21 protein-coding genes are annotated in these 26982 nt (G+C 47.6%); 3 read left to right on the top strand and 18 right to left on the bottom strand.

The annotated features are described in order from the left end of the window. Positions 1-20 precede the first annotated feature (20 nt). The gene (uvrB, locus tag LRL21_RS32265) at positions 21-2018 is read right to left on the bottom strand and encodes an excinuclease ABC subunit UvrB (RefSeq protein ID WP_240419927.1); all 1998 of its coding nucleotides are present in this window, start codon (positions 2016-2018) and stop codon (positions 21-23) included. Positions 2019-2278: 260 nt separating this feature from the next. Between uvrB and LRL21_RS32260 the strand changes: the two genes are divergently transcribed. Together LRL21_RS32260 and LRL21_RS32255 are read left to right on the top strand one after the other, a co-directional pair. Beyond that, the gene (locus LRL21_RS32260; RefSeq protein ID WP_240419884.1) at positions 2279-3067 is read left to right on the top strand and encodes a flagellar motor protein; all 789 of its coding nucleotides are present in this window, start codon (positions 2279-2281) and stop codon (positions 3065-3067) included. Next, positions 3054-3833: a flagellar motor protein MotB gene (locus tag LRL21_RS32255; RefSeq protein WP_240419883.1), complete on the top strand. Its 780-nt coding sequence runs from the start codon at positions 3054-3056 to the stop codon at positions 3831-3833. The genes LRL21_RS32260 and LRL21_RS32255 overlap by 14 nt, the downstream gene beginning before the upstream one ends. Before the next feature lie 207 nt (positions 3834-4040). On the opposite strand, the gene LRL21_RS32250 is transcribed toward LRL21_RS32255, so the two are convergent. From LRL21_RS32250 to ftsE, 5 genes are all read right to left on the bottom strand, one after another. Next, positions 4041-5306: a PDZ domain-containing protein gene (locus LRL21_RS32250; protein ID WP_240419882.1), complete on the bottom strand. Its 1266-nt coding sequence runs from the start codon at positions 5304-5306 to the stop codon at positions 4041-4043. Positions 5307-5462: 156 nt separating this feature from the next. Then, positions 5463-6914, bottom strand: a complete 1452-nt coding sequence (locus LRL21_RS32245) for a S41 family peptidase (protein ID WP_240419881.1) — start codon at positions 6912-6914, stop codon at positions 5463-5465. 87 nt (positions 6915-7001) lie between these two features. Then, complete coding sequence (locus tag LRL21_RS32240; protein WP_240419880.1) at positions 7002-8282, bottom strand: murein hydrolase activator EnvC family protein; 1281 nt, start codon at positions 8280-8282, stop codon at positions 7002-7004. A gap of 64 nt (positions 8283-8346) precedes the next feature. Continuing rightward, the gene (ftsX, locus tag LRL21_RS32235) at positions 8347-9264 is read right to left on the bottom strand and encodes a permease-like cell division protein FtsX (RefSeq protein ID WP_240419879.1); all 918 of its coding nucleotides are present in this window, start codon (positions 9262-9264) and stop codon (positions 8347-8349) included. Continuing rightward, the gene (ftsE, locus tag LRL21_RS32230) at positions 9254-9940 is read right to left on the bottom strand and encodes a cell division ATP-binding protein FtsE (RefSeq protein ID WP_240419877.1); all 687 of its coding nucleotides are present in this window, start codon (positions 9938-9940) and stop codon (positions 9254-9256) included. Before ftsE ends, ftsX begins: the two co-directional genes overlap by 11 nt. 303 nt (positions 9941-10243) lie before the next feature. Between ftsE and LRL21_RS32225 the strand changes: the two genes are divergently transcribed. Next, entirely contained in the window at positions 10244-11725 is a 1482-nt protein-coding gene (locus LRL21_RS32225) for a VanW family protein (RefSeq protein WP_240419876.1), read from the top strand. Positions 11726-11841: 116 nt separating this feature from the next. On the opposite strand, the gene argH is transcribed toward LRL21_RS32225, so the two are convergent. From argH to LRL21_RS32165, 12 genes are all read right to left on the bottom strand, one after another. Next, entirely contained in the window at positions 11842-13257 is a 1416-nt protein-coding gene (gene argH, locus LRL21_RS32220; protein WP_240419875.1) for an argininosuccinate lyase, read from the bottom strand. A gap of 178 nt (positions 13258-13435) precedes the next feature. Continuing rightward, positions 13436-14674 (bottom strand): argininosuccinate synthase, encoded by a 1239-nt coding sequence (locus LRL21_RS32215; RefSeq protein WP_240419874.1) that lies wholly within the window; start codon positions 14672-14674, stop codon positions 13436-13438. 66 nt (positions 14675-14740) lie between these two features. Then, a complete protein-coding gene (gene argF / locus LRL21_RS32210) occupies positions 14741-15694 on the bottom strand; it encodes an ornithine carbamoyltransferase (protein WP_240419873.1) in 954 nt (317 codons plus the stop codon). Between the two features lie 34 nt (positions 15695-15728). Continuing rightward, a complete protein-coding gene (locus LRL21_RS32205; protein WP_240419872.1) occupies positions 15729-16925 on the bottom strand; it encodes an acetylornithine transaminase in 1197 nt (398 codons plus the stop codon). A 64-nt stretch (positions 16926-16989) separates the two neighbouring features. After that, positions 16990-17769: an acetylglutamate kinase gene (gene argB / locus LRL21_RS32200; RefSeq protein WP_275901005.1), complete on the bottom strand. Its 780-nt coding sequence runs from the start codon at positions 17767-17769 to the stop codon at positions 16990-16992. Between the two features lie 411 nt (positions 17770-18180). Continuing rightward, on the bottom strand, positions 18181-19359 hold the full coding sequence (argJ, locus tag LRL21_RS32195) for a bifunctional glutamate N-acetyltransferase/amino-acid acetyltransferase ArgJ (protein WP_240419925.1): 1179 nt from the start codon (positions 19357-19359) through the stop codon (positions 18181-18183). Positions 19360-19441: 82 nt separating this feature from the next. Further along, entirely contained in the window at positions 19442-20491 is a 1050-nt protein-coding gene (gene argC, locus LRL21_RS32190) for an N-acetyl-gamma-glutamyl-phosphate reductase (protein ID WP_240419871.1), read from the bottom strand. A 274-nt stretch (positions 20492-20765) separates the two neighbouring features. Continuing rightward, the gene (locus LRL21_RS32185; protein WP_240419870.1) at positions 20766-21656 is read right to left on the bottom strand and encodes a YitT family protein; all 891 of its coding nucleotides are present in this window, start codon (positions 21654-21656) and stop codon (positions 20766-20768) included. 279 nt (positions 21657-21935) lie between these two features. Beyond that, positions 21936-23055, bottom strand: a protein-coding gene (gene prfB, locus LRL21_RS32180) for a peptide chain release factor 2 (protein WP_240419869.1) whose coding sequence is annotated in 2 segments (ribosomal slippage) — positions 21936-22982 and positions 22984-23055 — 1119 coding nt in all. Because the reading frame shifts where the segments join, the coding sequence is not laid out codon by codon here. Between the two features lie 113 nt (positions 23056-23168). Beyond that, positions 23169-25679: a preprotein translocase subunit SecA gene (gene secA / locus LRL21_RS32175; protein WP_240419868.1), complete on the bottom strand. Its 2511-nt coding sequence runs from the start codon at positions 25677-25679 to the stop codon at positions 23169-23171. A 219-nt stretch (positions 25680-25898) separates the two neighbouring features. Beyond that, complete coding sequence (hpf, locus tag LRL21_RS32170; protein ID WP_240419866.1) at positions 25899-26444, bottom strand: ribosome hibernation-promoting factor, HPF/YfiA family; 546 nt, start codon at positions 26442-26444, stop codon at positions 25899-25901. A 217-nt stretch (positions 26445-26661) separates the two neighbouring features. Continuing rightward, complete coding sequence (locus tag LRL21_RS32165; protein WP_076233479.1) at positions 26662-26859, bottom strand: cold shock domain-containing protein; 198 nt, start codon at positions 26857-26859, stop codon at positions 26662-26664. Between the last annotated feature and the right edge of the window lie 123 nt (positions 26860-26982).

The raw sequence follows: 26982 nt of genomic DNA, 5'->3' as shown, positions 1-26982 counted from the left end.
CAGCCGATTACTCCTATCCACTACAAATCGGCTTTTAATTCCATGACGGCATCACGAAGCTCAGCCGCTCGTTCAAATTGCAGGTTTTTGGCGGCATCCTTCATTTCCTTTTCCAACCGTTCGATCAAGGAAATTTTATCTTTTTTGGACATTTTGGCGCCCTTAATATCGGTCAAATAGTCAGCCTTCTGCTCGGCTACCTTGACCGCCTCGATCACATCACGGACTTTTTTCTGAATCGTTTGTGGTGTTATACCGTGCTGCTCGTTATAGGCAAGCTGAATTTCACGACGGCGACTCGTTTCTCCCATAGCTTTAGCCATCGAATCCGTAATTTTATCTCCATACATAATGACACGTCCGTTGGAGTTCCGGGCCGCCCGGCCAATCGTTTGAATCAGCGAACGCTCAGAGCGCAGGAACCCTTCCTTATCGGCATCCAGAATGGCAACGAGCGATACTTCCGGCAAATCAAGACCTTCCCGCAGCAGGTTAATGCCGACGAGTACATGAAACACGCCGAGCCTCAGATCACGTAAAATTTGCATCCGCTCCAATGTCTTGATATCGGAATGCAGATAACGCACTTTAATGCCGATTTCCTTGAAATAATCCGTCAAGTCCTCCGACATTTTCTTCGTTAGCGTGGTAACGAGCACACGCTCATCCTTACGGATGCGCTCATTGATTTCTCCCAGCAGGTCATCAATCTGACCCTTGGTCTTCCGTACTTCGATAATCGGATCAATCAAACCGGTAGGTCTAATAATCTGCTCGACCATGACTGGACAATGCTCCAATTCATATGGTCCCGGAGTCGCCGATATAAACACAGCCTGGGTGACCTTATCCTCAAATTCCTCAAATCGCAGCGGCCGGTTATCCATCGCTGAAGGCAACCGGAAGCCATGCTCCACAAGTACTTCCTTCCGTGCACGGTCGCCGTTGTACATCCCGCGAATTTGCGGCAGCGTCACATGAGATTCATCGACCATGATCAGCATATCATCCGGAAAGTAGTCAAACAGCGTATAAGGCGTCGCACCCGACTCACGGAAGGTTAACGGTCCCGAGTAGTTCTCGATCCCTGAGCAAAAACCCATTTCCTGCATCATCTCGATATCGTAGCGGGTCCGCTGCTCCAGACGCTGGGCTTCAAGCAGCTTGCCCTTGGCATTAAGCTCCGCCAGACGTTCCTCTAGCTCCCGTTCAATATTGACAAGTGCCCGTTTCATCGTATCCTCATGGGTTACGAAGTGAGAGGCCGGAAAAATCGCGATATGGTCCCTCTCGCCCAATATTTCTCCCGTTAATACATCAATCTCTGTAATACGTTCAATCTCATCCCCGAACAGCTCCACTCGAACCGCTTGCTCACTATGGGAGGCCGGGAAAATTTCCACCACATCACCGCGAACACGAAACGTGCCGCGTACAAAATTCAAATCATTTCGTTGGTACTGAATGTCGATTAAGCGATGCAGCAGCTCATTGCGTGAGCGTTCCATGCCAACCCGCAGCGAAAGGACCAGATTACGGTATTCTACCGGTGAACCCAAACCGTAAATACACGATACGCTGGCAACGATTATCACATCACGCCGTTCAAATAAGGAGCTGGTAGCGGAGTGCCGCAGCTTGTCGATTTCTTCGTTAATACTGGAGTCTTTCTCAATGAAAGTATCTGAAGAAGCAATATAAGCCTCTGGTTGGTAGTAGTCATAGTAGCTGACAAAGTAGGAAACCGCATTGTTAGGGAAAAACTCTTTCAGCTCACTGCATAGCTGAGCGGCGAGCGTTTTATTATGAGCAATCAACAGCGTTGGCCGATTGAGCTTGGCAATGACCTGAGCTGCCGTGAACGTTTTACCTGTACCTGTCGCACCAAGCAGCGTTTGATGCTTTTGTCCGGATTGGATGCTTTGCAGCAGCTGTTCTATAGCTCGCGGCTGATCGCCTTGAGGCGTATAATCCGAAATCAATTCAAAGGGTTTATTGCTCATCGTCACTTCGTTCATTCCATCACCGTCCATCGAATGATCAATTTTTCTAAACTTTTGACCGCTTGCTTCCGATAAATAATATGCAACTCTCGACGAAGTCTTACAATCATCGACATTGAGCTGCATAGGAATACCTGTTCCCATGTATTATACCTTTTTTCATCTTTTGTTGCAAACTGAGAATGCTTCCAACTTTAACAAGTTGACCCTGGAAGCAAGACATAATTGATCCATAGAAGGCCAGCATTTTACTCATTGTAAGGGTGGTAGGAAAAGTGGATTTAACAACGATTTTAGGTCTTGTTATCGGTCTGGGTGCTTTAATAGGGGGATATATGTGGGATGGCGGTCATCTTGATGCGCTTATCGTCCCCAGCGCCATGCTCATCATTTTTGGAGGTACGGCGGGTGCTGTTGCTATCAGCTTTCCGATGTCGCGCTTAAAAGAAATTCCAAAGGCGCTCGGTATGGCTTTCAAGGAAAAGAAACGGGATCCGAACCTGATTATTGAAGAGCTTGTGGATATGGCTACTGTCGCAAGGCGGGAAGGTGTTCTCGCACTGGAGCAGCGCGCACAGGAAAACCCGAACGATTTTTTGCGTGATGGCCTGATGATGGTTGTCGATGGTACCGATCCTGAATTAACCAGGCAGATCCTCGAGCTGGAAATGGACGCGCTGGAGCATCATCATGAGGGCTGGGCCAAAATCTTTGAAACTGCGGGTGGCTATGCGCCAGCCATGGGTATTATCGGAACCGTTATGGGTTTGATTCATGTCTTGGGCAACCTATCCGATCCAGGTACATTAGGTCCTGCTATCGCAGTTGCATTTACCGCTACGTTGTACGGGGTTTCCTCAGCCAATGTGATATATCTCCCGCTCGCCACTAAGATCAAGATTCGCAGTAAGGAACAAATTTCCGAAATGGAATTGATGCTGGAAGGCATACTGGCTCTGCAAGCCGGCGAAAATCCACAATTGATCAAGAAAAAGCTAAAATCGTTCCAGCATCAGAGCCATAAGAAAGCTGAAGGCGCAGGTGATCCAGGTGGCGAGGAATAAGAAAAAGCATCCTGAACATGAAAATCATGAACGATGGTTAATCACATATGCGGATTTAATTACACTGCTATTAATCTTCTTTGTGATCATGTATGCGATGAGTAAAATTGATACTGATAAGTATTCAGTGCTTGCCCAATCGCTGAATTTTCAATATACCAAAGCAGAATCGGTGCTGCCTGGCGGCGATGGAGTACTCGGTCGTGTCAATATATCCAAGGCGGATGAAGGCAATAAGAATCAGAACGCAGACAAGGATAAGAAGGATAAAGAAGATAAGGAACAAAAAGAACTTCGTGAAAAACAGCTTCAGGATCTGATGGAAAAAATCCAGCAATATATACAACAGCAAAACCTGCAATCTCAAGTATTTGTCGCTAATACGCCAAGAGGAATTACCGTTACCTTGAACGATCTGTTTGTATTTGACCTGGGTAAAGCTGATTTGAAAAAAGAAGCTTATCCGATTCTGAATCAATTAACGAGCTTGTTCCCTTCCTTGGATTCAACCATCAGTATTGAGGGTCATACGGATGATCTGCCGTTAGCTACCGGGTCCTTGTTCAAGGATAATTGGAGACTTTCATCGGAGCGCTCGCTCTCTGTACTTCGCTATTTTACAGATACAATGGGTCTTGACTCCAAAAAATTCATGTCCAGTGCATTTGCCGATACCCATCCGGTTGTCAATAATGATTCCCCTGAGAATCGCTCCAAAAACCGCCGGGTTGAAATCATTGTGCTGCGTGAGCCCACTAAGCCTTAACTCCACCACTTGAGTTGGAACGTATAAGTGAATGGTACTGGTTTAATCACAACTGTGAGCCATCCGTGGTCACTGTCCAAATCAGAGCTTGCACGTTGTATAGCAAGTCTTCAGTATAGATAGTAAAAAAGCTATCGGAATTTATTTCCGGCAGCTTTTTTGTTCCTTGTGGAACAATTTTTATTTAATATGTTCTACATACAAATCTCACTTGCTTATCGCTCCCGGAAGCTTTCTGCTTAAATACCGCCAAAAATGTACCGGTTTCTCTTCTACGTAGTAAGGTGCATCCTGATCGGGAACGAGGAGAATGCCCAGCTGATGATGCTCTCCAGAAAACATAGGTCGCTTCAAAAATTTACTCTCTCCAGCCAGGTTCAGTACCTCCAGCTTGCAAAAGGCCGAGTTCAATTGCATCGCATGGTGCAATTCATGTTTGGACCTAATAGGCAGGCCGTTGACTTTATGGATAATCTCTCCTGCTTGTATGCCCATCTCATCCCCTGCACTGCCAGGCAGGACTCCCAATATTTTTAATCCGCGCGGATCTTCCACAAAATACGGCTTTCGATTCGATTCGTCCCAACGGCTGTACATTTTTAGTCCTTCGTGAAGCAATATGCAGCCCAGACATGCAATCAGGGTCGCTACAGGCCCTAAGTAAGCGAGAGCCGCCAGCAGCAGCACCGCACCTGCATACATGAACAACAGATTTGAGCTGAGCTTCGCTTTCTCTTGCGGCAGCCGGGATAAGGTTATATCAGCAAACCCGATCATCATCGGAAACCCGATAATGGTCCAGCCTCCGCTCCACAGTCCTGCCCCCAGCAACGGTGTCCACGGCAGCAAAGTACCTCCTCCCTGAAAAGGAACCACAAGGAACAACACAACCGGCCAAAAACCCTGTAATTGGTAACCTCCAACGATTTTTCCGCGTTTGCTCTCGTAGAACATGGGGGTTCCCGTACGAGCCCCCCTCATGCGAATCAATACAGCCTCCACCACGTGCAGGATCGCAATCAATGCCAGTAAAGAGGGCATATTCAATGCAAGCAAAGGCTCCGTTAACCAGGACAGACCGGTTACAGCATGTAGGGCGGGGATTAATATCCATATCGTTTGCAGGATGCCGATAATCCCAATCGCGTAAGCCCAGCATAAAAATCGCACCCGAATAAAGAGCAGCAGCAGAGCGATAACCCATATTAAAAGCACAGCCTCGACTTGGATCGTTGCACCAATGAACGCCATGACTATAGATGCCGCAATGCCTCCGATTAAGCCCCACAGCAGCGTCTGCCACGTTTGCGACAGTACTGAATGCAGCTTGGTATGAAACAGTTTACGCTCCAGACTAATTTGTCTGCGATATTGTAAAATAACAAAACATATACCTACATAATAAAAAGGATTCATCAACAATTGAAGCAGGGCCTGCAGCCCTTTAAGTGCGATCTCCATAAACACGTTCATGTGGAAAGCTCCCTCTGCAACAATAAAATAGGAAGGCGGACGTATCCACCCTCCTCACTATGATTCGACGCTGAGCAGCACGATTCCTGCCCACCACTTTATATAAACCTTATGTCTCAATCACTCAAGATTTCTGCAGCTGTTACATTTATACGGTTACTTCGGCATAATGGACTGCAAATGCTGCGTTGCCGCCTTGAGCTGCAGATCATTTTTGGGATCTTTAATTTCTGCCAAAATCATCTTCTCCAGACGTGTTGCCGTTTCGGTATCGACTTCTCCGGTAATCGGTAGATTTTGCATCCGCTGGAAGGCTTTGACCGCCAGCGCTGTTTTTTCACTAAAATAACCGTCCGCACGTTCCGGATTCAAGCCAAGTCCCTTTAGCATCGTCTGCAGATTTTTAACATCTTCACTGCTCGAATCCTGCACCAGAGTTGTCTTCTTCGTTAACGGAGCTACTTTAAAATAAGCAGGCTGATCAATGGCAATATCAGGCGCGATCCCTTTTTTATGAATCCAGGTACCATTTGGTGTGAGCCATTTATATACCGTCATTTTGATATTGCTGCCATCGCCCATCTCTTTTTCAAACGTAACCTGCACGGTACCTTTACCATATGTGGTTTCCCCTATCAGCTTGCTGCCGGAGGAATCATGCAGGGCTCCCGCTAATATTTCCGATGCGCTGGCACTGCCTTTATTGATCAGTACCGTCACGGGATAATTTTTGCCTGCTCCCTGGGAGGTGGTGTCCTCCTGCTCACCCTTGCGGTTCTCAATCTTCACAATGGGTTTCCCCTTCGGTACAAACGGCTCGACAATTTCAACAACTGCCGATAACAGACCACCCGGGTCGTTCCGTACATCAATAACCAAGCCTTTCATCCCTTTGGCTTCAAGTCCTGCAAGTTCATCCTTGAACCTTTTGGATGTATTGCTGGAAAACTGACGAATTTCAATTTTACCGATATTGTTCGGAAGCATCTCCGCATACACCGTTTCAACGTCGATATCATCCCGCACAACCGTCATTTGAATCGGGTCTGAAGAGCCGGAACGTACAATTTCCAGCTTGGCTTGTGTGCCCTTGGGTCCGCGGATTTTCATAATCGCCTGATTTAGCGTTAAGCCATCCAGCTTCTCTCCATTGACCGATAAAATGACATCATTGGCATGCAATCCCGCCTTTTCCGCAGGCGAGCCCTTGATTGGAGAAACGATCGTGACCTTGCCCTCCTCGGAGGATACCTCCGCGCCAATCCCCTGAAAGGACGAAGTGATGCTCTCATCGAATTGCTTGGCTTCCTTTTGATCCATATAGACCGTGAAAGGGTCCTCTAACGAGGAAAGCATGCCATTGATCGCACCTGTCATAACCTTATCATGATCAACCTGGGACAAAAACTTGCCTTCGATCAGCTTGTAGGTAGTCGACAGCTTATTCATGTCTTTCGTGCTTAGTCCAGACGCCACTGTGGAGCCTACGGCCCCACCCTTCAAACCTGCCGCCAATGTCGAAGGGTTCACGATCATGAGCGTCATGATGCTGCTGGCGAACATGGCCAGCAAAACAAATAATATAACCGTACGTCCCTTGAAGTTCATACTTATAAATACACCGCCTTTATGACTACCTTTATTGGACTCGTCTTTGTATTGTATGACAAGCCTCTAGAAATTATTAACAGCGGTTTAGCGAAGATATGGCTTAGGGTCTACAGGATCCTCGTTAATACGAACCTCAAAGTGAAGATGATTGCCCGTTGATTCCCCGGTTGACCCCACCTCAGCTACCTTTTGGCCTCGTTTGACGTTATCTCCCTTCTCCACAACCGTACCCCCGTTACGGATATGTCCATACAATGTCCAATAACCATTACCATGATCAATGATAACTGTATTACCGTATCCGCTCCACCAGGAAGCAACAATCACGACACCATCGCCAGCAGCCAAAATGCTCGTTCCGTTGGGGGCTCCGAGGTCGATGCCCTTATGCATCGTTTTCTTCCCATTAAAGGGATCGGAGCGATAGCCAAAATCGGAGGTCATTGGAGCCACCTTAGCTAATGGATAGGCGAATTTACCTCCTGTGAATGGTGCTGCCGGAGCTGGAGTTGTGCTGTTGCCAGGGGTGGCGCTATTGCCTGCCTTTGCTTTGGCTTTAGCCGCCGCGGCTGCCGCAGCAGCCTCAGCATCTTTACGTCTGGCTTCAGCCAGCGCCGACTGCTTGCGTGCTTCTTCAACCAGCTTTTTTTCCGAATCCTCACTAATATCCTCGAGTGTATGTTTCTCTTCCTTTTCCTTTTGCGAGAGGCTGGCGATCATGACCTGCTTTTCTTTCTCTTTATTATCCAGATCGGATTTGTGAGCAGCCTGCTGGGTATACAAATCCCCAACCTGACTCAGCTCCTGCTTAATCTGCTTTTCTTTGCCCTCTTTCTCCGTTCTATCCTTGCGATTGTCCTCCAATATATGCTTATCTTGATTCACTATAGCATTTAGAGCATTAAAACGATCCAGAAAATCACCGAAGCTCGTAGAGCTCAGCAATACATCTGCATACGAAACCACACCGTTCATATACATCAAACGGAGACGAGACTTCAACAGCTTGTCCCGAGAATCAATGCGTTCCTCAACCTCTTCCAGCTCTTTGCCGTTAATAGCCAGCTTTTCCTTGCCCTCACTAATTTGATTATTCAGATCATTCAGCTTCAGATTGGCCGTCACAATCTCCGCTAGCAGCGTGTTCAGATCCTTAGTAACAGCCTGCTTCTCCTGCGCGAGTTTATCAATTGTGGATTTTGACTCAGCGGCCTTTTTCTGATTATCAGCAAGTCCTTTTCTTAGCTGGTTAAGCTCCTGCTCGATTCGTTGAGTAGCAGAGCTAGCAGCTCCAGCAAACTGAGGCACGATTACTGTACTAATCAATCCTGCTGATATGATGAAAGCTAACACATTCTTCTTCAAACTGCGGTTCCCCCCATAAATAGACTAGTCGGGTATGGACATTAAGCAATTACCAGCAACCGGTTTAGACCCGTAAAAATTTGCGAACGGACAGCGTACTTCCCCAAATACCTATCAAGATTCCGATCCCGAGCAATAAGCACGACATCGTCAAGTAAATCTGTTGAAACGGCAGCAGCTTAATCATCAGTAAATTTAAATCCAATTGAGTCGACTCCATCATTTGCCAATAGCCGTACAGCAGGACACCAACCGGTATGACAGAGCCCACCACGCCAAGCAGTGCACCCTCTATAAAAAATGGCCAGCGAATAAAGGAGTTGGTGGCTCCCACCAGCTTCATAATAGCTATTTCACGCCGCCGCGCGATAATCGTCAGCTTAATTGTATTCGCGATCAGGAACATCGCCGTAAGCGCCAGTCCCGCAACCATAGCAAGACCTACATAACGAACAATTTTCGTGACCTTGAACATCGTTTCTACCGTTCCTTGCCCGTAGCTGACACGATATATCGGTTTAGTCGGCTTTTTATTATTGATTTCTGTAATCTTTTGGGCTACATTCGCCACCTCGCGCGGTGCCAGAACCTCGACGGTAAACGAGTCGTTCAGCGGATTGTTCTCACCCTCAAAGCCTTCCAGCAGCTGTTTACCGCTTTCACCAAGCTTTTCGCGTAAATATACAATGCCTTCTTCTTTAGACACAAATTTCACCTTGTCGACCTGAGGAATCGCACTGATTTCATTTTGCAGAGGCTGTATTTGATCTTTAGGAATTTCCACATCGAGATACACACGAATTTCAACCTGTGATTCAATCTGCTCTGCCAAATAGTTGACATTCAAGGTCAGCAGCAAAAAGACGCCGAGAATAAACAATGAAATTGAAATCGAGCTGATCGAGGCAAATGACATCCAGCCATTGCGGATCACATTTTTACCGCCCTCGCGAATATGGCGGAACCCTGTGCTAATCCTCATAGCCGTATTCACCCCTGACCTGATCGCGGGCAATTTGACCATCTTCAATCGCAAGCACACGTTTACGCATCGTATTCACAATTTCTTTATTATGGGTTGCCATAATGATGGTCGTACCGCGAAAATTAATTTCTTCCATTAGCTTCATAATGCCCCACGACGTATCGGGATCCAGGTTACCTGTCGGCTCATCCGCAATAATAACTGTCGGGTTGTTCACGATAGCCCGGGCAATCGCGATCCGCTGCTGCTCGCCACCAGACATCTGTGTGGGCAGTGAGCTCGCCTTATCCCGCAGCTTGACCAATTCCAGAACCTCAAGCACACGCTTCTTGATGATCTTCTTCGGCGCCTCGATAACCTCCATCGCAAATGCGATATTCTCATAGGCGGTCAGCTTGGGCAGCAGTCGGTAATCCTGGAAAATCACGCCGATATTGCGCCTCACGTAGGGTATTTTGCGCTGCTTAAGCTTCTCCAGATTAAAACCGTTTACGAAAATACTCCCCTTGGTTGGCCGTTCTTCTCTATAAATCAATTTCATAAATGTCGATTTCCCTGCGCCGGACGGTCCAACGACATACAGAAATTCGTTGCGATTTACTTTGACGGTGATCCCTTTCAATGCTTGACTGCCGTCTGCGTACGTTTTCCACACATCTTGCATTTCTATCACGGTATCACATCCTGATTGTTTAAGTAGATAAGAACGTATACATTTGCTTATACGCACCCGCTACCTGAGTAAACGATAGCCATCCTGTTCGAATCATCACGCCGATTAACCTCGCTAGCTTATATGGTTTCGACACTAACAGCCAAATTCCTTCGTATGGAAATGATTTTCAGCATTTTTTCAGTTTTCTTGCTGGAATAGAGAACTAGTCAAGTTCCCCAAGAGGATCGCATATACATCAAATGTACGAGCAGAACCCCTTGAACGGACAAGGTACTTTCAAAAAAGGGAGTGCATCCTATCGTGAAATACCGGTACCCATATATACGTATGTTGGCTTATATGTTGATGATAGCTGCTGTCGCTTGTGTGGGAATTGCTCTGTATGGACTGCAGAATCGAATGCCCGCAGGCTATACAATAGATGAATGGCATGTGGGCGGGATTACGTACACGGAATTCGAGCAGCAGCTTACCGCACACACACAGCTTGTGCAGCAGCAGCCTGTTAGCTTGGTCAACAAGCTGCCCGATATGAAGCTGCCTGCCTTCACTGCTACAATGGAGCAGTTGGGCCTTCGTGTGTCCGTAGAAGATGCACTTGCTCCATTGGTTCAGCTGCGTATGGGCTCACCCTGGACTCGTGCAGTATCCCGTTGGCAGCTGCGTGAACGGCATCAGTCACTCCACTATGAATTTGATCCCGCTGTCCTTCATGGAGCTCTTATCCAGCAATTGCCTACTCTGTATGAACAACAGCCAAGCCCTGCTCAGCGCATCGTGGGACCTACTGATGAGATCAGCTATATCCCTGAAAGGCCAGTAAACCGAGTAGACGAGGCAGCATTGCTTCAGCAGTTGCAAAAGGAAATTCGTCCACTGGGGACTAGGAATGAGATATCTCCACACTCCGAAGAACAAGTAGTATCCGTCAATATTGCTCTCCCCTTTGTGACTCAAAAGCCAGACCTCACGCTCCCCATTCTCCAGGCTCAAGGGGTGGACCGCAAAATCAGCGAGTTCTCAACACCACTTATGCAAACCAGCGAGGGCCGCCTGCATAACGTTCGCTCGACGGCATCTACGATCCATGACCTGCTGATGAAACCAGGAGATACCTTTGATTATGCAACCTATATAGCACAGACCGAGGCTCGATTCGGCTTTCAGGAGGCTCCTGTTATCGTTAACGGCAAGCTCGTCCCCGGTATTGGCGGCGGTATCTGCCAGGTGTCCTCCACCCTTTACAACGCTGTGCTTCGTGCTGGGCTTACGATTGTCGAAAGACGCCATCATTCCTTGCCTGTCAGCTATGTAGCACTCGGACAAGATGCGACCTTTGCAGCTGGGCACATTAATTTTCAATTTCGCAATAGCACTGACAAGTACCTGCTCATCCGTACGGCGGTAGATGATTGGCAAATGACAGTTAAATTATTCGGTCAAATTCCCATCGATACGACATATGCCATCGAATCCCATACGATTCGCACGCTTCAGCCCGAAATCCGCTATGTGGCTAATCCTACTTTATCACCTGGCAAGAAGCAGCTTATTAGTGAAGGTAAACCAGGTTATGTGGTGGATACTATACGCTATAAGAAACAAGCAGACCGGATCATTTCCCAGGAGCGTATATCGCTGGATACTTATGCCGCACAGCCGACGATTATCGCGGTATACCCGACCACTCCCTCGGGTCAGCCTGATCCCAAGCTTCAACCCGCCAAGCCTTATGAGGCACCCTTGGTCGAGGATGGGATTAAGGGACCTGTGTACAGATAAAAGAAAGTTAGGCCTTTATGGCTCAGAAAAAAACTCCAATCCGGGCAGTTATGGAGACACTGCCGGACTGGAGCTATGTTAAGCTTTTGATAGCCATTACTCGTGAATTGAAAAAGCTACTTGCTTTTATTATAAAATTGCTCGAACCACTCATCCGTCTGCAGCTTCACAGCCTCAGCGCGGCTAATGGCAGCACTGACTTGTCCGGTTGCCGTTCCACCATACACATTACGTGCATTCACGACTTGCTCTGGCTGCAGTACTGCATAAATATCGGATTCGAACAGCTCGGAAAATTGATGGTATTCCTCAATCTTCAAGTCGAGTAAAAACTTCCCGTTCTGGATGCAATAAAGCACTGTTTTGCCAATCACTTCATGCGCTTGACGGAAAGGCAGACCTTTATTCACAAGATAATCAGCAATATCGGTCGCATTTGAGAAGTCCTGATTGACCGCTTGACGCATCCGATCCTTGTTGACCTTCATTGTGCTAACCATTGGAGCGTACAATTGAAGCGCTCCCTGCAGTGTCCGTACTGTGTCGAACATACCTTCCTTGTCTTCCTGCATATCCTTGTTATAAGCCAGCGGCAATGATTTCAGCACCGTAAGCAGACCAAACAAATTACCGTACACACGGCCTGTTTTGCCGCGAACCAGCTCGGGAACATCCGGATTTTTCTTCTGAGGCATGATACTGCTGCCCGTACAGAACGCATCGTCCAGCTCGACAAAACGGAACTCTGTAGACGACCACAGAATCATTTCCTCTGATAAACGTGACAAATGCATCATGATCATTGAAGCATTCGACAAAAATTCAATAATAAAATCACGATCACTCACCGCATCCAGTGAATTTTCGTACACACCGTCAAAGCCTAGCTGCTGCGCTACAAAATGACGATCGATCGGAAAGGTTGTTCCCGCCAATGCACCAGCACCAAGCGGCAGCACATTAATCCGTTTGTAGCTATCCTGCAGGCGCTCAATATCACGTTGGAACATCGACACATAAGCCATCAGATGGTGAGCAAACAGAATCGGTTGGGCACGCTGCAAATGTGTATACCCCGGCACAATCGTATCCAGGTTTTGACTGGCTTGTCCGAGAAGCGCCTCTTGTAATTTGTTCAACAGCCCGACAAACTCAACAACGCGCTTACGCAAATACAAATGCATATCGGTTGCGACCTGATCGTTACGACTGCGTCCGGTGTGCAGCTTCCCGCCTACGGGACCAACTTCCTCGATCAGCGCTTTCTCGATATTCATATGAATATCCTCGTCGCCTACCGTGAACTCGATTTCCCCTTGACGGATCTTGCTTTGTACCTTGAGCAAGCCGTTTTTGATCTTGTCTACATCCTCCAAAGGAACAATTCCGCAGGTTCCAAGCATAGTCACATGCGCCAAGCTGCCCTGTATATCTTCCTCGGCCAGCTCTTTATCGAACAAAATGGAAGCTGTATATTCCTCTACCAATTGATCGGTTTTTTTCGTAAAACGTCCACCCCACAGCTTTGACACCGTTACAGCCCCTCTCTTACAGCTTTCTGCATGAAAGCCGTGTGTTCATAGTTGATTCCCATCTTGGGTCTCTTATACACAATGCAAGGCTTTCCCAAGCTGCTTATGCGACAGCTCAGAAAAGCCTATGCCTTCTATTTGCTCACAACTCGGATTTTACTTCCCTTGTTCCGGTTACTTACGACTTCGCATTTTGCTCCACGCCGGAGGAAACCTTCAAGCGTAAAGCGTTCAAACGAATAAAGCCAGTCGCATCACCTTGATTATAAGCCTGAGTCGGATCAGCTTCCATCGTTGCAATGTTCGGGTTGTACAAGCTCACAGGGCTTTGCACGCCCGCTCCGATGACATTGCCTTTGTACAGCTTCAAGCGTACCGTACCTGTTACATTCTTCTGGCTCTCATCCACTAAAGCCTGAACGGCCAACCGCTCCGGCGCAAACCAGAAGCCGTTATATACAAGTATGCTATAGCGGGAAATTAACGAATCACGCAGGCTCATAACCTCACGGTCCATCGTCAGCGACTCCATCTTGCGATGTGCAGTGAACAGGATCGTGCCACCCGGTGTTTCATACACGCCGCGGCTCTTCATTCCTACAAAACGGTTTTCTACCATATCGACACGGCCCACTCCATGCTTGCCGCCCAATTCATTCAAATACTCCATTACGTGCAGCGGAGTCATCAGATCGCCATTAACCCCTACACAGTTACCCTTTTCGAAATTCAATTCTACGTATTCTGCCTGATCCGGCGCATCCTCAGGGTCAACGCTCAAAACGAACATGTCTTTGTTCGAGGTTGCGCTTGGATCAAACCAAGGATCCTCCAGCATACCGCTCTCAAAGCTGATATGCAGCAGGTTACGGTCAGTGGAATAAGGCTTGGAGGCCGAAGCCGTTACCGGAATGTTATGTTTTTCGGCGTATGCAATCATTTCCGCACGGCCCGGGAACGTTTCACGGAACGAATCCAGACGCCATGGGGCAATAACCTCAAGCTCAGGCGCCAGGGCTGCCGCTGTAAGCTCGAAGCGCACCTGGTCATTACCTTTGCCTGTTGCACCGTGGGCAATCGCTGTAGCGCCTTCTTGACGGGCGATTTCGACCATCCGCTTGGCGATCAGGGGACGCGCAATGCTTGTTCCAAGCAAGTATTGGCCTTCATACAAGGCGCCAGCCTGGAACATTGGATAAATGAAGTCTTTGGCAAATTCATCGCGAAGGTCATCGATATAAATTTTGGATGCACCTGTCGCAAGCGCCTTTTCTTCCAGACCGTCCAACTCATCCTTTTGCCCGATATCTGCTGTAAAAGCGATAATTTCAGCATCATACGTTTCTTTTAACCATTTTAAAATAACCGAAGTATCCAAACCGCCTGAATAGGCGAGAACTATTTTTTGTTTAGCCATGTTTGATTCCGCGCTCCTTTGATAATTACAATTAAAAATTACAATTAAAATGTACAAATAAGTTCTTTACATAATCGCTGCCATGATCGCTTTTTGGGCGTGCAGTCGGTTTTCGGCTTGATCAAAAATGATCGAGTTCGGTCCGTCGATAACACCCTCACTGACTTCTTCGCCACGGTGGGCAGGCAAACAGTGCATGAACAGGTAATCCTTTTTCGCCAGACTAACAAGCGCCTCATTCACTTGAAATTGTTTAAAGGCGATTTCGCGTTCTTTTTGCTCTTCCTCAAAGCCCATGCTCGCCCACACATCGGTGTAAATAACATCGGCATCCGCTACCGCTTCCTTGACGTCGTTGCCAACGTAAAGCTTGGCTCCAGTCTGGTTCGCTACATCTACTGCTGAGGATACGATCTTCTCATTAGGCTCATAGCCCTTAGGCGAAGCGACCGCAAAATCAATTCCGAGCTTCGCCGCACCCATGATCAAGGAATGCACCATGTTATTACCGTCTCCGATATAAGCAACCTTCAAGCCGCGCAGCTGCCCTTTGTGCTCCAATATCGTCTGATAATCAGCCAATGCCTGACACGGATGCGACCGGTCGGTCAGTCCGTTAATAACGGGAATCGTTGCGCCGCGAGCCAAATCAATAACCTTGCGGTGGGCATGAGTACGAATCATAATGCCATCCAGGTAGCGAGACATCGTTTGTGCTGTATCGGAGATCGTCTCACCACGTCCCAGCTGCAAATCGTTACTGCTCAAAAATAAGGCATGACCGCCTAATTGATACATTCCGACTTCAAAGGAAACTCTTGTGCGAGTGGATGACTTTTCAAAAATCATTCCCAGCGTCTTGCCTTTCAAGGGATGGAATACTTCCCCTGCGTTACGTTTCTTTTTCAAATCTATCGCCATATCCAGCAAATATTGAATTTCCTCGGTTGTAAAGTCAGATAGACCCAAAAAATCTCTGCCTTTTAAATCAACGGCTAGTTGTTGCTCTGTGATTGTCAAGGTTCTCTGCCCCTCTCAAAAATAAATTCAGCTTTTATTGTACCGCAGCGGCCGCTTGTTTGCTAAGCACCGAACGGATAACGGATATGCCCCGATCGGCATCTTCCTTCGTGATCAACAGACTTGGTGCCAATCGGATTACGTTTGGACCTGCCGAGATTACGAGAACAGCCTGCTCCTGCAGTGCGGTGACCAAGTCGGCAACCGGCTGCGTGCATTCGATCCCGATCAGCAATCCTAAACCACGCACTTCCTTTACCAATGGGTTATCAGCTAATTGCTTCGACAATTCATTAACGATATAATCGCCCATTTCTGCCGCGCGCTCGGACAGCTTTTCATTCAAAATCGTCTCCAGTGTTGCCACACCCGCCGTAGTAGACAAATAATTGCCCCCAAATGTAGAGCCGTGACTGCCTGCAGAGAATGCTTCACGAAGCTTCTCTTTACCGACCATGGCGCCAATCGGCATTCCACTGCCAAGACCTTTGGCCAATGTAAATATATCCGGCTGAATGCCATAATGCTCATAGGCGAACAGCTTGCCTGTACGACCGATTCCGGTCTGGATTTCGTCAACGATCAATAGCAGCCCATGCTGTTCACAAAGAGCTGTCACTTGCTTGATGAACTCCGGCTCAGCGCGGTTCACACCACCCTCGCCTTGAACCATCTCCAGCATAATCGCGCAGGTTTTGGGACCGATTAGCTGCTTCAGTGCCTCTGCATCATTATAAGGCGCAAACAAAAAGCCCTCCGGCAATGGTGCAAAGCCGTCTTTTACCTTATCCTGCCCAGTTGCCGTCAGCGTCGCTAACGTACGCCCATGAAAAGATTGCTGAAACGTAATGATTTCATACTGCTCCGGCTTGCCCAGAACTTTATTAAAATAGCGACGGGCCAGCTTGATCGCCGCTTCATTGGCTTCGGCACCACTGTTGCAAAAAAACACGGCATCGCCACAACTGTTGTCGGTCAGCAATTGAGCCAGCTTTTCCTGATTCGGTATATGAAATAAATTGCTGGTATGCCATAGCTGGTCGATTTGCGCTTTCAGACGCTCGGTAACCTGCTTAGGGACGTGCCCCAGATTCGTAACAGCAATTCCGCTCATCAAGTCGAGGTATTCCTTGCCCTGCTCATCCCACAGTCGACTGCCTTCACCCTTCACAAACGTCAACCCGTACCTGCTGCCGTAATTCGGAAATAAAGATTTGGCTCCTTCTCCCATGCCAGCTCACTCCTTTTCCTGATTGTTTGGTTTGTTGCATCACGCTTGCTTGCTGCTCGAAAACTTATCTGACGATTCGTGTACCGATCTCTGCACCTTTAATGACTCTGCTTAACACTTCCGGCTCGGCTCCGTTCACGATAACAACCTCACTTACCTTGCCTTGGATGCATTGGATCGCTGCACGCACCTTCGGAATCATGCCTCCATAAATATCGCCGCTTGTAATCATTTCGTTGATTTCCTGCACGGTAACGAGCGGAAGCACCTTTTTCTCGCCGTTGATCGTTTTCATAATGCCTGGTACATCGGTCACGACAATCATTCTCTCCACGCCCAGATGTGAAGCTACAGCACCCGCCGCTGTATCGGCATTAATATTGTAGCGCTGACCTCCGTCTGCTCCCAAGCCCACTGGAGCAATGACCGGCATATAGCCCAGCTTGATAATACCTTGCAGCAGCTCCGCGTTCACATGGGTCACATCACCAACCAAGCCAACCTCATCGGCATTGGCTACCGGCTCTGCCTGAATCAAATGGCCATCCACACCAGAGATACCGATTGCTTTTGCGCCCGCCAGCTGAATCTTGCGGACGATCTCTTTATTAATTTGCCCTGACAAAACCATCTCGACAACGTCGAGTACGGCTTCGTTCGTTTTGCGCAGCCCATTGACAAATTCGGTTTCGATGCCCAGCTTGCTGAGCGTATCCGAGATCGCAGGTCCGCCTCCGTGTACAATTACCGGAATGATCTGCTCATCCTGCAGCCGTTTCATATCTTCAAAAAAAGAATTAGGCAGCGCCGCCAGCGTACTTCCGCCGCATTTCATGACAAACATAATGGTGATTACCCTCCCAAACCCTCCCTGATAGGGAGGGCCCCAGAGAGCTGTGCCCTCTGGACTCCCCCTATAAGCCGAGGAATACTGATGCTGTTGGTGCTTTTTTGATGGATACTGCGTGGTTACAACGCTTTCGTCCCTTCAGGGACACGCTTTACTTGTGGCCGCGGAACGTTTGCGGACTTTGATGATATTATCAGCGCTTTTCGTCCCTGCGGGACACGCTTTATTTGGGTGCTTGGAGTTGGTTTTAGTGATGGGTGCAATTGCTTCGCTCTGCACACGCTGTAACGATGTGTGACATCGTTACAGCAAGGAAAAGGGACTAAGGAGTGACAATGGTCGTTTTCTTAATTCTTATGATGTTTAACATAATTATTATGGCTGTTTACGATTCAGTTCGGTTCCCTATGTCCGGTAAGCAGCGTTAATTCTTACATAATCATAAGTAAGGTCGCAGCCCCAAGCGGTGGCAGTTTCGTTGCCCATGTGCAGGTTGACATGGATGACAACCAAGTCGCCTTTTAAATATTCAGCGGCGCGTTCTTCATCGAATTTAACCGGACGGGATTGCTCCAATACGACAATATCGCCCAAGCTGATATCGACGGTTTCGGTGTGAACAGGTTGACCGGCACGACCGACAGCGGCAATAATACGTCCCCAGTTGGCATCGGCGCCAAAGCAAGCGGATTTCACCAGGCTGGAGCCGATGACGGTTTTGGCGATAGCACGTGCAGCTTCTTGTGTTGCAGCTCCCGCCACTGTGACCTCGATCAGCTTGGTTGCACCTTCTCCGTCACGAGCAATCGCTTTGGCCAAATACTCGCCAACATATTTAAATCCAGCTTCGAATGCAGCCCAGTCCGGATGTTCCGGTGTTAACGTATCGTTACCAGCCAGACCGCTCGCCATCACGACAACCATGTCGTTCGTGCTCGTGTCACCGTCTACCGTTATCATATTGAAGGTGGAATCCGTTACGGCGTTCAACAGCTTTTGCAGCTGTGCACTTTCAATATTGGCATCGGTTGTCATAAATCCAAGCATCGTTGCCATATTCGGATGAATCATACCCGATCCTTTGGCCGATCCCGCGATATGTATCGTCTTACCGCCAACGGTCAGCTGTACGCAGGTCATTTTTTGCACGAGATCCGTGGTTAGAATCGCCTGGCAAAAGTCCTCTCCACCATCTGCTTTCACCTGTGCAGGCAGCTTTTCGATACCGCTAAGCACCTTCGGCATAGGAAGCAGCTCGCCAATAACACCTGTTGATGTGACGCCTACCAAATGCTCGGCAACACCAAATGCTTCAGCCGCAGCTGAACGCATTTCGCGTGCATCCGTATCTCCCTGCTTGCCTGTGCAAGCATTCGCGTTGCCGCTATTAACCAGCATCACCTGCAGCTTGCCTTCAACAGCTACGCTCTCACGGGTTACATGCAGCGGCGCCGCTTGAAACGCATTCAATGTATATACACCTGCAGCCTGTGCCGGAACCTCGCAGACAATAACACCAAGATCAAAACGGCTCGTTTTTTTCAAACCGCAATGCAGACCGCCAGCACGAAATCCTTGAGGCATCGTAATCGAACCCTCGGGCACGACCGAATATAGTTCCTTTGTTAGCTTGCTCACCTGTTCATCTACTCCTTAATTTTACGGGTTACGGGTATACAGGAGTGAACGCCAAACCGGTCGCCTCGTCCCAGCCCATCATCAAATTCAAGTTTTGAACCGCTTGACCGCCGGCTCCTTTTACAATATTGTCAATGACTGAAATGATCGTCAACCGACCCGTCCGCTCATCCAGCGACAGTCCGATATCACAATAGTTCGAGCCCCATACTTCCTTGGTCGCAGGCCATTTGCCCTTCTCGCGAATACGTACAAAACGACGTCCTTCATAATACTGACGATAAAGATCGATAATTTCATCTTCTGTATGCTTCTGTTTCAGATTAACATAAATAGTCGATAAAATCCCGCGTGTCATCGGCACCAAATGTGTGGTAAAGGTAATGAGAACCTCTTCCCCGGAAACACGACCGAGCACCTGCTCAATTTCAGGGGTATGCTGATGCTTATTCACCTTATAAGCCAGGAAATTTTCATTCATTTCCGAAAAATGCGCTGTCAACCCCAAGCCTCGTCCCGCTCCGGACACGCCGGATTTGGCATCCACGATAATAGAAGAAGTATCTGCCCAGCCCTGCTTCACGATTGGCACTAGTCCAAGCAAGGTAGCAGTTGGATAGCAGCCTGGGTTGGAAATAAATGTCGAGCCTTTTACCTCTTCGCCAAATACTTCAGCCAATCCATAGACCGCCTTCGCCAGATAAGCAGGATCAGCTGGCTTGTGCTTATACCAACGCTCATAGGTTTCTCCTGATTGCAGCCTGAAATCTCCTGATACATCAATAACTTTCAGTCCGGCGTCGATCAGCTGCGGTGCCAATCCACTTGCAACTCCATGAGGTGCTGCCAGAAAGACAACGTCGGATTTTTGCTTAATAAGCTCCACATCAATAGCATCCAAATTATCGAGTACAATCTGGTTCAAATGCGGGTAGCCGTCGGCAAGTGGCGCACCAGCATTTGACGAAGACATAACTGATGTTATTTCCACATACGGATGCGTTAGCAGCAGGCGAATTAATTCAACCCCACCGTATCCTGTTGCCCCGATTATAGCAGCTCTTAATTTCGTAGACATAGCCGTATCCTCCAAACATAAAGTATGTATTATTATACATTTAAAAGAATAATAATTCAACGAATTATTCAAACTTAATTCACAACAAATAATCCTTAACTGCAGAATCGTATATATAAATCTTGCATCCCTGTAGATACACAACAGCGATTCAGATGTTAGAGGCCCCTATGAATTTTACCATGTTACACCGTGCTCGTATATATTCAGCTTCTTACGATTATGTTACGTTTATGGAGTCAACCTGACGCGGCTTTCCTCATATCCCCTTCATTTATACATGACCATTGAATTTGAAGCCTTCCCCAAGAACCTCGTGCGTATCGCTCAATATGACAAAAGCTGTTGGGTCTGTCTTTTGCACTAATTCCTTCAGACGGTTGACCTCGGTTTGCCCGACTACCACCATCAACACAATTCGATTGTGGCCCGTATATCCACCTGTAGCTTGCAGCTGCGTCAAACCGCGGTCCATTTCCAGCAAAATCTGCTGACGGATCTCGTCTGATTTGTCCGATATGATAAAAGCAACCTTGGAGTAGCTGAGTCCAATCTGCACAATATTAATGGTTTTGCTCGTCACAAACAGGCCGATCAGCGCATACAGCGCTTTTTCCGGCGATAACACAATTCCCGCTGTCAATATGACACAGCCATCCAACAGCGCCATAGCTAATCCAAGGCTCAGTCCTGTATACTTATGCAATATTTGTGCTGCCAAATCCAATCCACCCGTAGATCCCTTACCACGAAAAACAAGACCCACTCCGATCCCGAGCAAAATCCCCCCGTAGATGCTCGCCAGCAGCAGGTTATTGGTCAAAGCAGGTAATTGACGGGTAAGCAAAATAATCAACGGCAGCAATACGGCACCAATTATTGTTTTGACACCGTGCTGACGACCCAACAAATACGTTCCTAACATCACCAAAGGGATATTCAAAACCCATTGGGTTATTGCCGGCTCGAAGCCAAAAACCGACTGTACAATAATACTGATACCCGATGTCCCTCCTGATGCGACCTGATTCGGGCTCAGAAACATATTAAATCCAGCTGCTATAACCATGGCCCCCAACAACAGAAGTCCATATTCCACCACAATATCACGCCTGCTTTTGCGCCTGAGCTTCTCCACTCTCCGCTCTCGCCGCTGCACTCTCATCGCTCACACCCCCTGTCTGTTTTCAGTTGAACGACAAGATTAACCCTTGCTTGCCCTTTTCAGCTGAAAGCACAAAAAATCCACACACGCTCCATACCTTGTTCATCAAGCATTGTATCCGGATAAGTCCCAGCTCTTCGTTAGCTGTACAGCCTTAACCGCGCTTTCAGGTTTTGGTATGGTTTATGTGTAGGATTTACTGAACATACATGAATTATGAACCTGGTCATTTGCTTGCGCGGCCAGATACTCGTCTTTTTCAAGCTCTATTAATAAAGATTACTGCTCAGCAGCCTTCGGTTTGATCTGAAGACGTAAATACGCATCGATAAAGGCATCCAAATCGCCATCCATTACCGCTCCTATATTGCCGGTCTCCTCCAAAGTACGATGATCCTTGACCATACTGTAAGGATGAAACACATAGGAACGGATTTGACTGCCCCACGCAATGTCAGACACCTCGCCGCGGATTTCTGCCAGCTGCTTCATTTGTTCTTCGATCTTTCTTTCGTACAATTTGGAACGAAGCATTTTCATGGCTTTTTCACGGTTTTTAATTTGCGAGCGTTCCTGCTGACAGCTGACTACGACTCCGGTTGGCATATGCGTAATCCGCACCGCCGAATCCGTTGTATTAATATGCTGACCACCTGCACCGCTCGCACGGTACGTATCAATTTTCAGATCCTCGGTACGAATCGTAATTTCCACATCGTCATCGATTTCCGGCATTATATCACAGGATACAAAGGAGGTATGACGGCGTCCCGAAGCATCAAATGGTGAAATTCTAACCAACCGGTGAACACCTTTTTCTGCCTTCAAATAACCATACGCATTGTGCCCACTGATCAATAATGTCACACTTTTAACACCCGCTTCATCGCCAGGCAAATAATCGAGCAATTCAACCTTAAAGTTACGCTTCTCCGCCCAACGCCGATACATACGCAGCAGCATTTCCGCCCAGTCCTGCGATTCTGTACCTCCTGCTCCCGGGTGCAGCTCAAGGATTGCATTCAGCCTATCATACGGCTGGCTGAGCAGCAGCTGCAGCTGAAAGCTATCCAGTTCCTTAACGAGTGCTGTAATTCCTTTTACGATATCAGCTGCCATGCTGTCATCCTGCTCTTCCTGCAGCAGCTCTACCAGCATTTCCAGATCCTCAAACTCAGCGGCCATCCGCAGGAAATGATCTGTATCGCCCTTAATGGCATTCATCTCGGCAATCAGCTTCTGTGCCTGCTCATTATCATCCCAAAAATCAGGAGCCGACATTTTTTCCTCATAGTTGGCGATTTGCTCCAGCTTCAGATCTAAGTCAAAGAGACCCCCTAAGCTCAGCCAAACGCACCGCTGTTTCGCGTAAATCCTGCTTTATTTCTGATTCCAACATATGGTTGTCTCCTTTATGATTATGATCTGTTATTCAAAAAAAGGAGCCGGGTTCATTTCACCGGCCCCTTTTCTTACACCTTATAGCTTATTGTAGCTGTCACTATACTGTGTTTACGAAGCACCATGACATTGTTTATATTTTTTGCCGCTACCGCAAGGACAAAGATCATTACGACCAATCCTGTCAGCGTCATTAACAACCGGCTTTTTCAGAGATATTTCTCCATCCGACGGTACTGCCTGAATTTCGACGACCTGCTGACGCTCCAGATTCATTTCTACATGCGCCTTCATGATGTAGGTAGCAACCTCTTCCTGAATGCTTTGAATCATCTCCTGGAACATCGCAAAGCCTTCAAACTGGTATTCACGCAATGGATCGGTACCACCATAGGCACGCAAATGAATCCCTTGGCGCAGCTGGTCCATCGCATCGATATGATCCATCCATTTGGAATCAACTGCACGCAGCACAACTACTTTTTCAAACTCACGCATAAATTCTTCGCCAATCATCTGCTCACGCTCTTCATAAATACGCTGAACGAGATCCTTGATGTACTGCGTGATCTCATCCTGCTCCTTGCCCCACAGCTCTTCAGTCGTCAGTTGGCCTTCCTGCAGGAAGGTTCCGTTGCCGTAGTCAACAATAGCCTGCAAATCCCATTCTTCCGGCACCAGGTCCGATGGGCAATGCGCTTCTACAATACGTTCCACAACCGGCAAAATCATCCCAAGCGCAATGTCGCGAATGTTTTCCGATTCCAATACCTCGCGACGCTGCTTATAAATGATTTCCCGTTGTTGATTCATGACATCATCGTACTGGAGAACGACCTTCCGCACGTCAAAGTTGTTACCCTCAACACGCTTCTGTGCCGATTCAACCGCACGGGAGATCAGCTTGCTCTCAATCGGCTGGTCCTCCTCAAAACCAAGCTTATCCATCATGCCCATGATGTTCTCCGCACCGAAACGGCGCATTAGCTCATCCTCCATCGATAGATAGAACTGTGAGGAGCCCGGGTCGCCCTGACGGCCTGCACGGCCGCGCAGCTGGTTATCAATCCGACGGCTTTCATGCCGCTCTGTACCTATAATATGCAGTCCGCCTACTTCATGTACGCCTTCGCCCAGCACAATATCCGTACCACGTCCCGCCATGTTCGTGGCGATTGTTACTGAGCCCGGCTGACCCGCACGAGCAACAATTTCCGCTTCCTCTGCATGGAATTTGGCGTTCAGTACCTTATGCTGAATCCCTTTGCGCTTCAGCATCTCGGATAAGCGCTCGGAATTCTCAATGGATACCGTTCCCACGAGTATCGGCTGGTTGTTCTGATGCCTTTTCACAATTTCTTCTACAACGGCACGGAACTTGCTGTTCACAGATTTATATACAATATCCGCATTATCCTGACGAATCATCGGACGGTTCGTAGGAACGATAATAACATCCAATCCGTATATCTTTTTGAACTCTTCTTCCTCGGTCTTCGCCGTTCCTGTCATCCCGGACAGCTTGCGATACATCCGGAAATAGTTCTGGAACGTAATTGTAGCCAATGTCATGGATTCATTCTGAACCTTCAACTGTTCCTTTGCCTCAATCGCCTGGTGCAAGCCTTCGCTATAGCGGCGGCCTGTCATCATACGACCTGTAAATTCATCAACGATCACGACCTCTTCTTCTTGAACCACGTAATCGACATCGCGCTTCATAATGACACGGGCCTTCAAGGCTTGCGTAATATGGTGATTAATCGTCACATTCGCATGATCGAATAAATTTTCGATGTTAAAGGTCTGTTCAGCCTTGGTAACACCTGCTTCTGTCAAGGTTACAGAGCGCATTTTCACATCGATAATATAATCTTCTTCATCCTTTAACCGACTCACGAAGCGATCTGCCATATAATACATGTCCGTCGATTTGGCAGCTTGTCCTGAAATAATTAGCGGCGTTCTGGCTTCATCGACCAGGATCGAATCCACTTCATCAATAACGGCAAAATATAAGGGGCGCTGTACCATTTGTTCTTTATACAGCACCATATTATCACGCAGGTAATCGAAGCCAAACTCATTATTCGTTCCATAGGTAATATCCTGAGCATAAGAAGCCTGCTTCTCATCATGTTCCAGCGTGTTCAGGTTTACACCTACCGTCATACCGAGGAATTCGTAAATTTTACCCATTTCCGAGCTGTCCCGTTGGGCAAGGTAATCATTTACCGTCACCACGTGGACGCCTTTGCCTAATAGAGCGTTCAAATACACCGGAAGGGTCCCAACAAGGGTTTTCCCTTCTCCGGTTCTCATTTCCGCGATACGGCCCTCATGAAGCACCATACCCCCGATTAACTGGACGTCATAGTGACGCTTGTTCAATACACGCTTGGACGCTTCACGTACAACGGCAAAAGCTTCCGGCAGCAAATCATCCAGAGTTTCGTCCTTTTCCAGACGCTCCCTGAACTCTACAGTTTTATTTCTCAGCTCTTCATCGCTTAATACTTCGATACTCGGCTCCAGCTTGTTGATGACTTCGACAGTTTTCCACAGCCGCTTGACTTCGCGCTCGTTGGAATCGCCGAATATTTTTTTAACGAGTCCTAACATGGGCCCATCTCCCTTTTTATAAAACGGTTTGCCTTAAATTGTAGCAGTTTGCAGCGCGAGTCGCAAGGAAGCTTGAAAATTGTCCGCGTTCCCTACGCAAAAAGGACCGCCAGAGCTTCTCCTGACCATCCTTGGCAATATATACTGGCATTCGCCTATTCAAGCTCTATCAATCTAATAGGAGCCTGCCCTGTTCAGGCAAGCTCCCGGTTCATTGTCTTATCTAGCCGGCTCGATCAAGCCGTATTTACCGTCATCCCTTTTGTAGACGACGTTCACTTGTTCAGTTTCCATATTGGAAAATACGAAGAAGCTATGTCCCACCATGTTCATTTGCAGAATCGCTTCATCAATATCCATCGGTTTCATCAAAAAGCTCTTGGTCTTCACCAATTCGTAATCTTCATCTTCTTCACCAACCAGTACAGGTGAATCCACCCGTATTACATCCTGGATGCCGCCCTCTTGACGGATCTTACGATTCACTTTGGTTTTGTGCTTGCGAATTTGTCTTTCCAGCTTGTCCGTTACCAGATCGATGGAAGCATACATATCGGCGTTTTTCTCTTCAGCCCGCAGTACGACACCCGTTAATGGAATCGTCACCTCTACGGTTTGTAATCCTTTAATTACGTTTAACGTTACCTTAACTTCTGAAGCAGGGGGAGTTTCAAAGTACCTTTCGAGCTTGGTCAGCTTTTTCTCAACATAGTCTTTCAGCGCTTCGGTTACCTCGATGTTTTGTCCACGGATGTTGAATTTCATTGTACTTCTCCTCCTTTCATGAACCCAGTATACTATAATCCCCGATATTCTTCAAAGAATCTTTACAATCCCCTTCCACATTAACCGTAATCCACAAAGTTTAAGCAAATCTATCAAATAAAAAACACCCCGCACAAAAATCGCGAGGTGCTGTCTGATAAAAGAATACCCTGCATCTAATCATGATTTATGCCATATTGGCAAAAGAGACCGGAACCTACAATTTGGTTACGTTAGCAGCCTGTTGACCACGAGCGCCTTCTACAATATCAAATTCAACCGCCTGGCCTTCATCCAAAGATTTGAAGCCTTCTGTTTGGATTGCAGAGAAATGCACAAATACATCCCCGCCATCTTCACGCTCGATGAAACCATATCCCTTTTCTGCATTGAACCATTTCACTTTACCCTGCATGCCAAACATTCCCCTCTATGATTGAATCAGTACGCATTGTACCCACAATTTGAATATATCACCCTCCCTTTCCAGGTGTCAATTCTATCCACGGTTTGTTAGCCAAATATTTAGAAAATTCAC

Source organism: Paenibacillus periandrae (assembly GCF_022458865.1).
GTDB classification, from domain to species: Bacteria; Bacillota; Bacilli; order Paenibacillales; family NBRC-103111; genus Paenibacillus_S; species Paenibacillus_S periandrae.
This window is presented reverse-complemented; position numbering and strand designations above follow the sequence as displayed.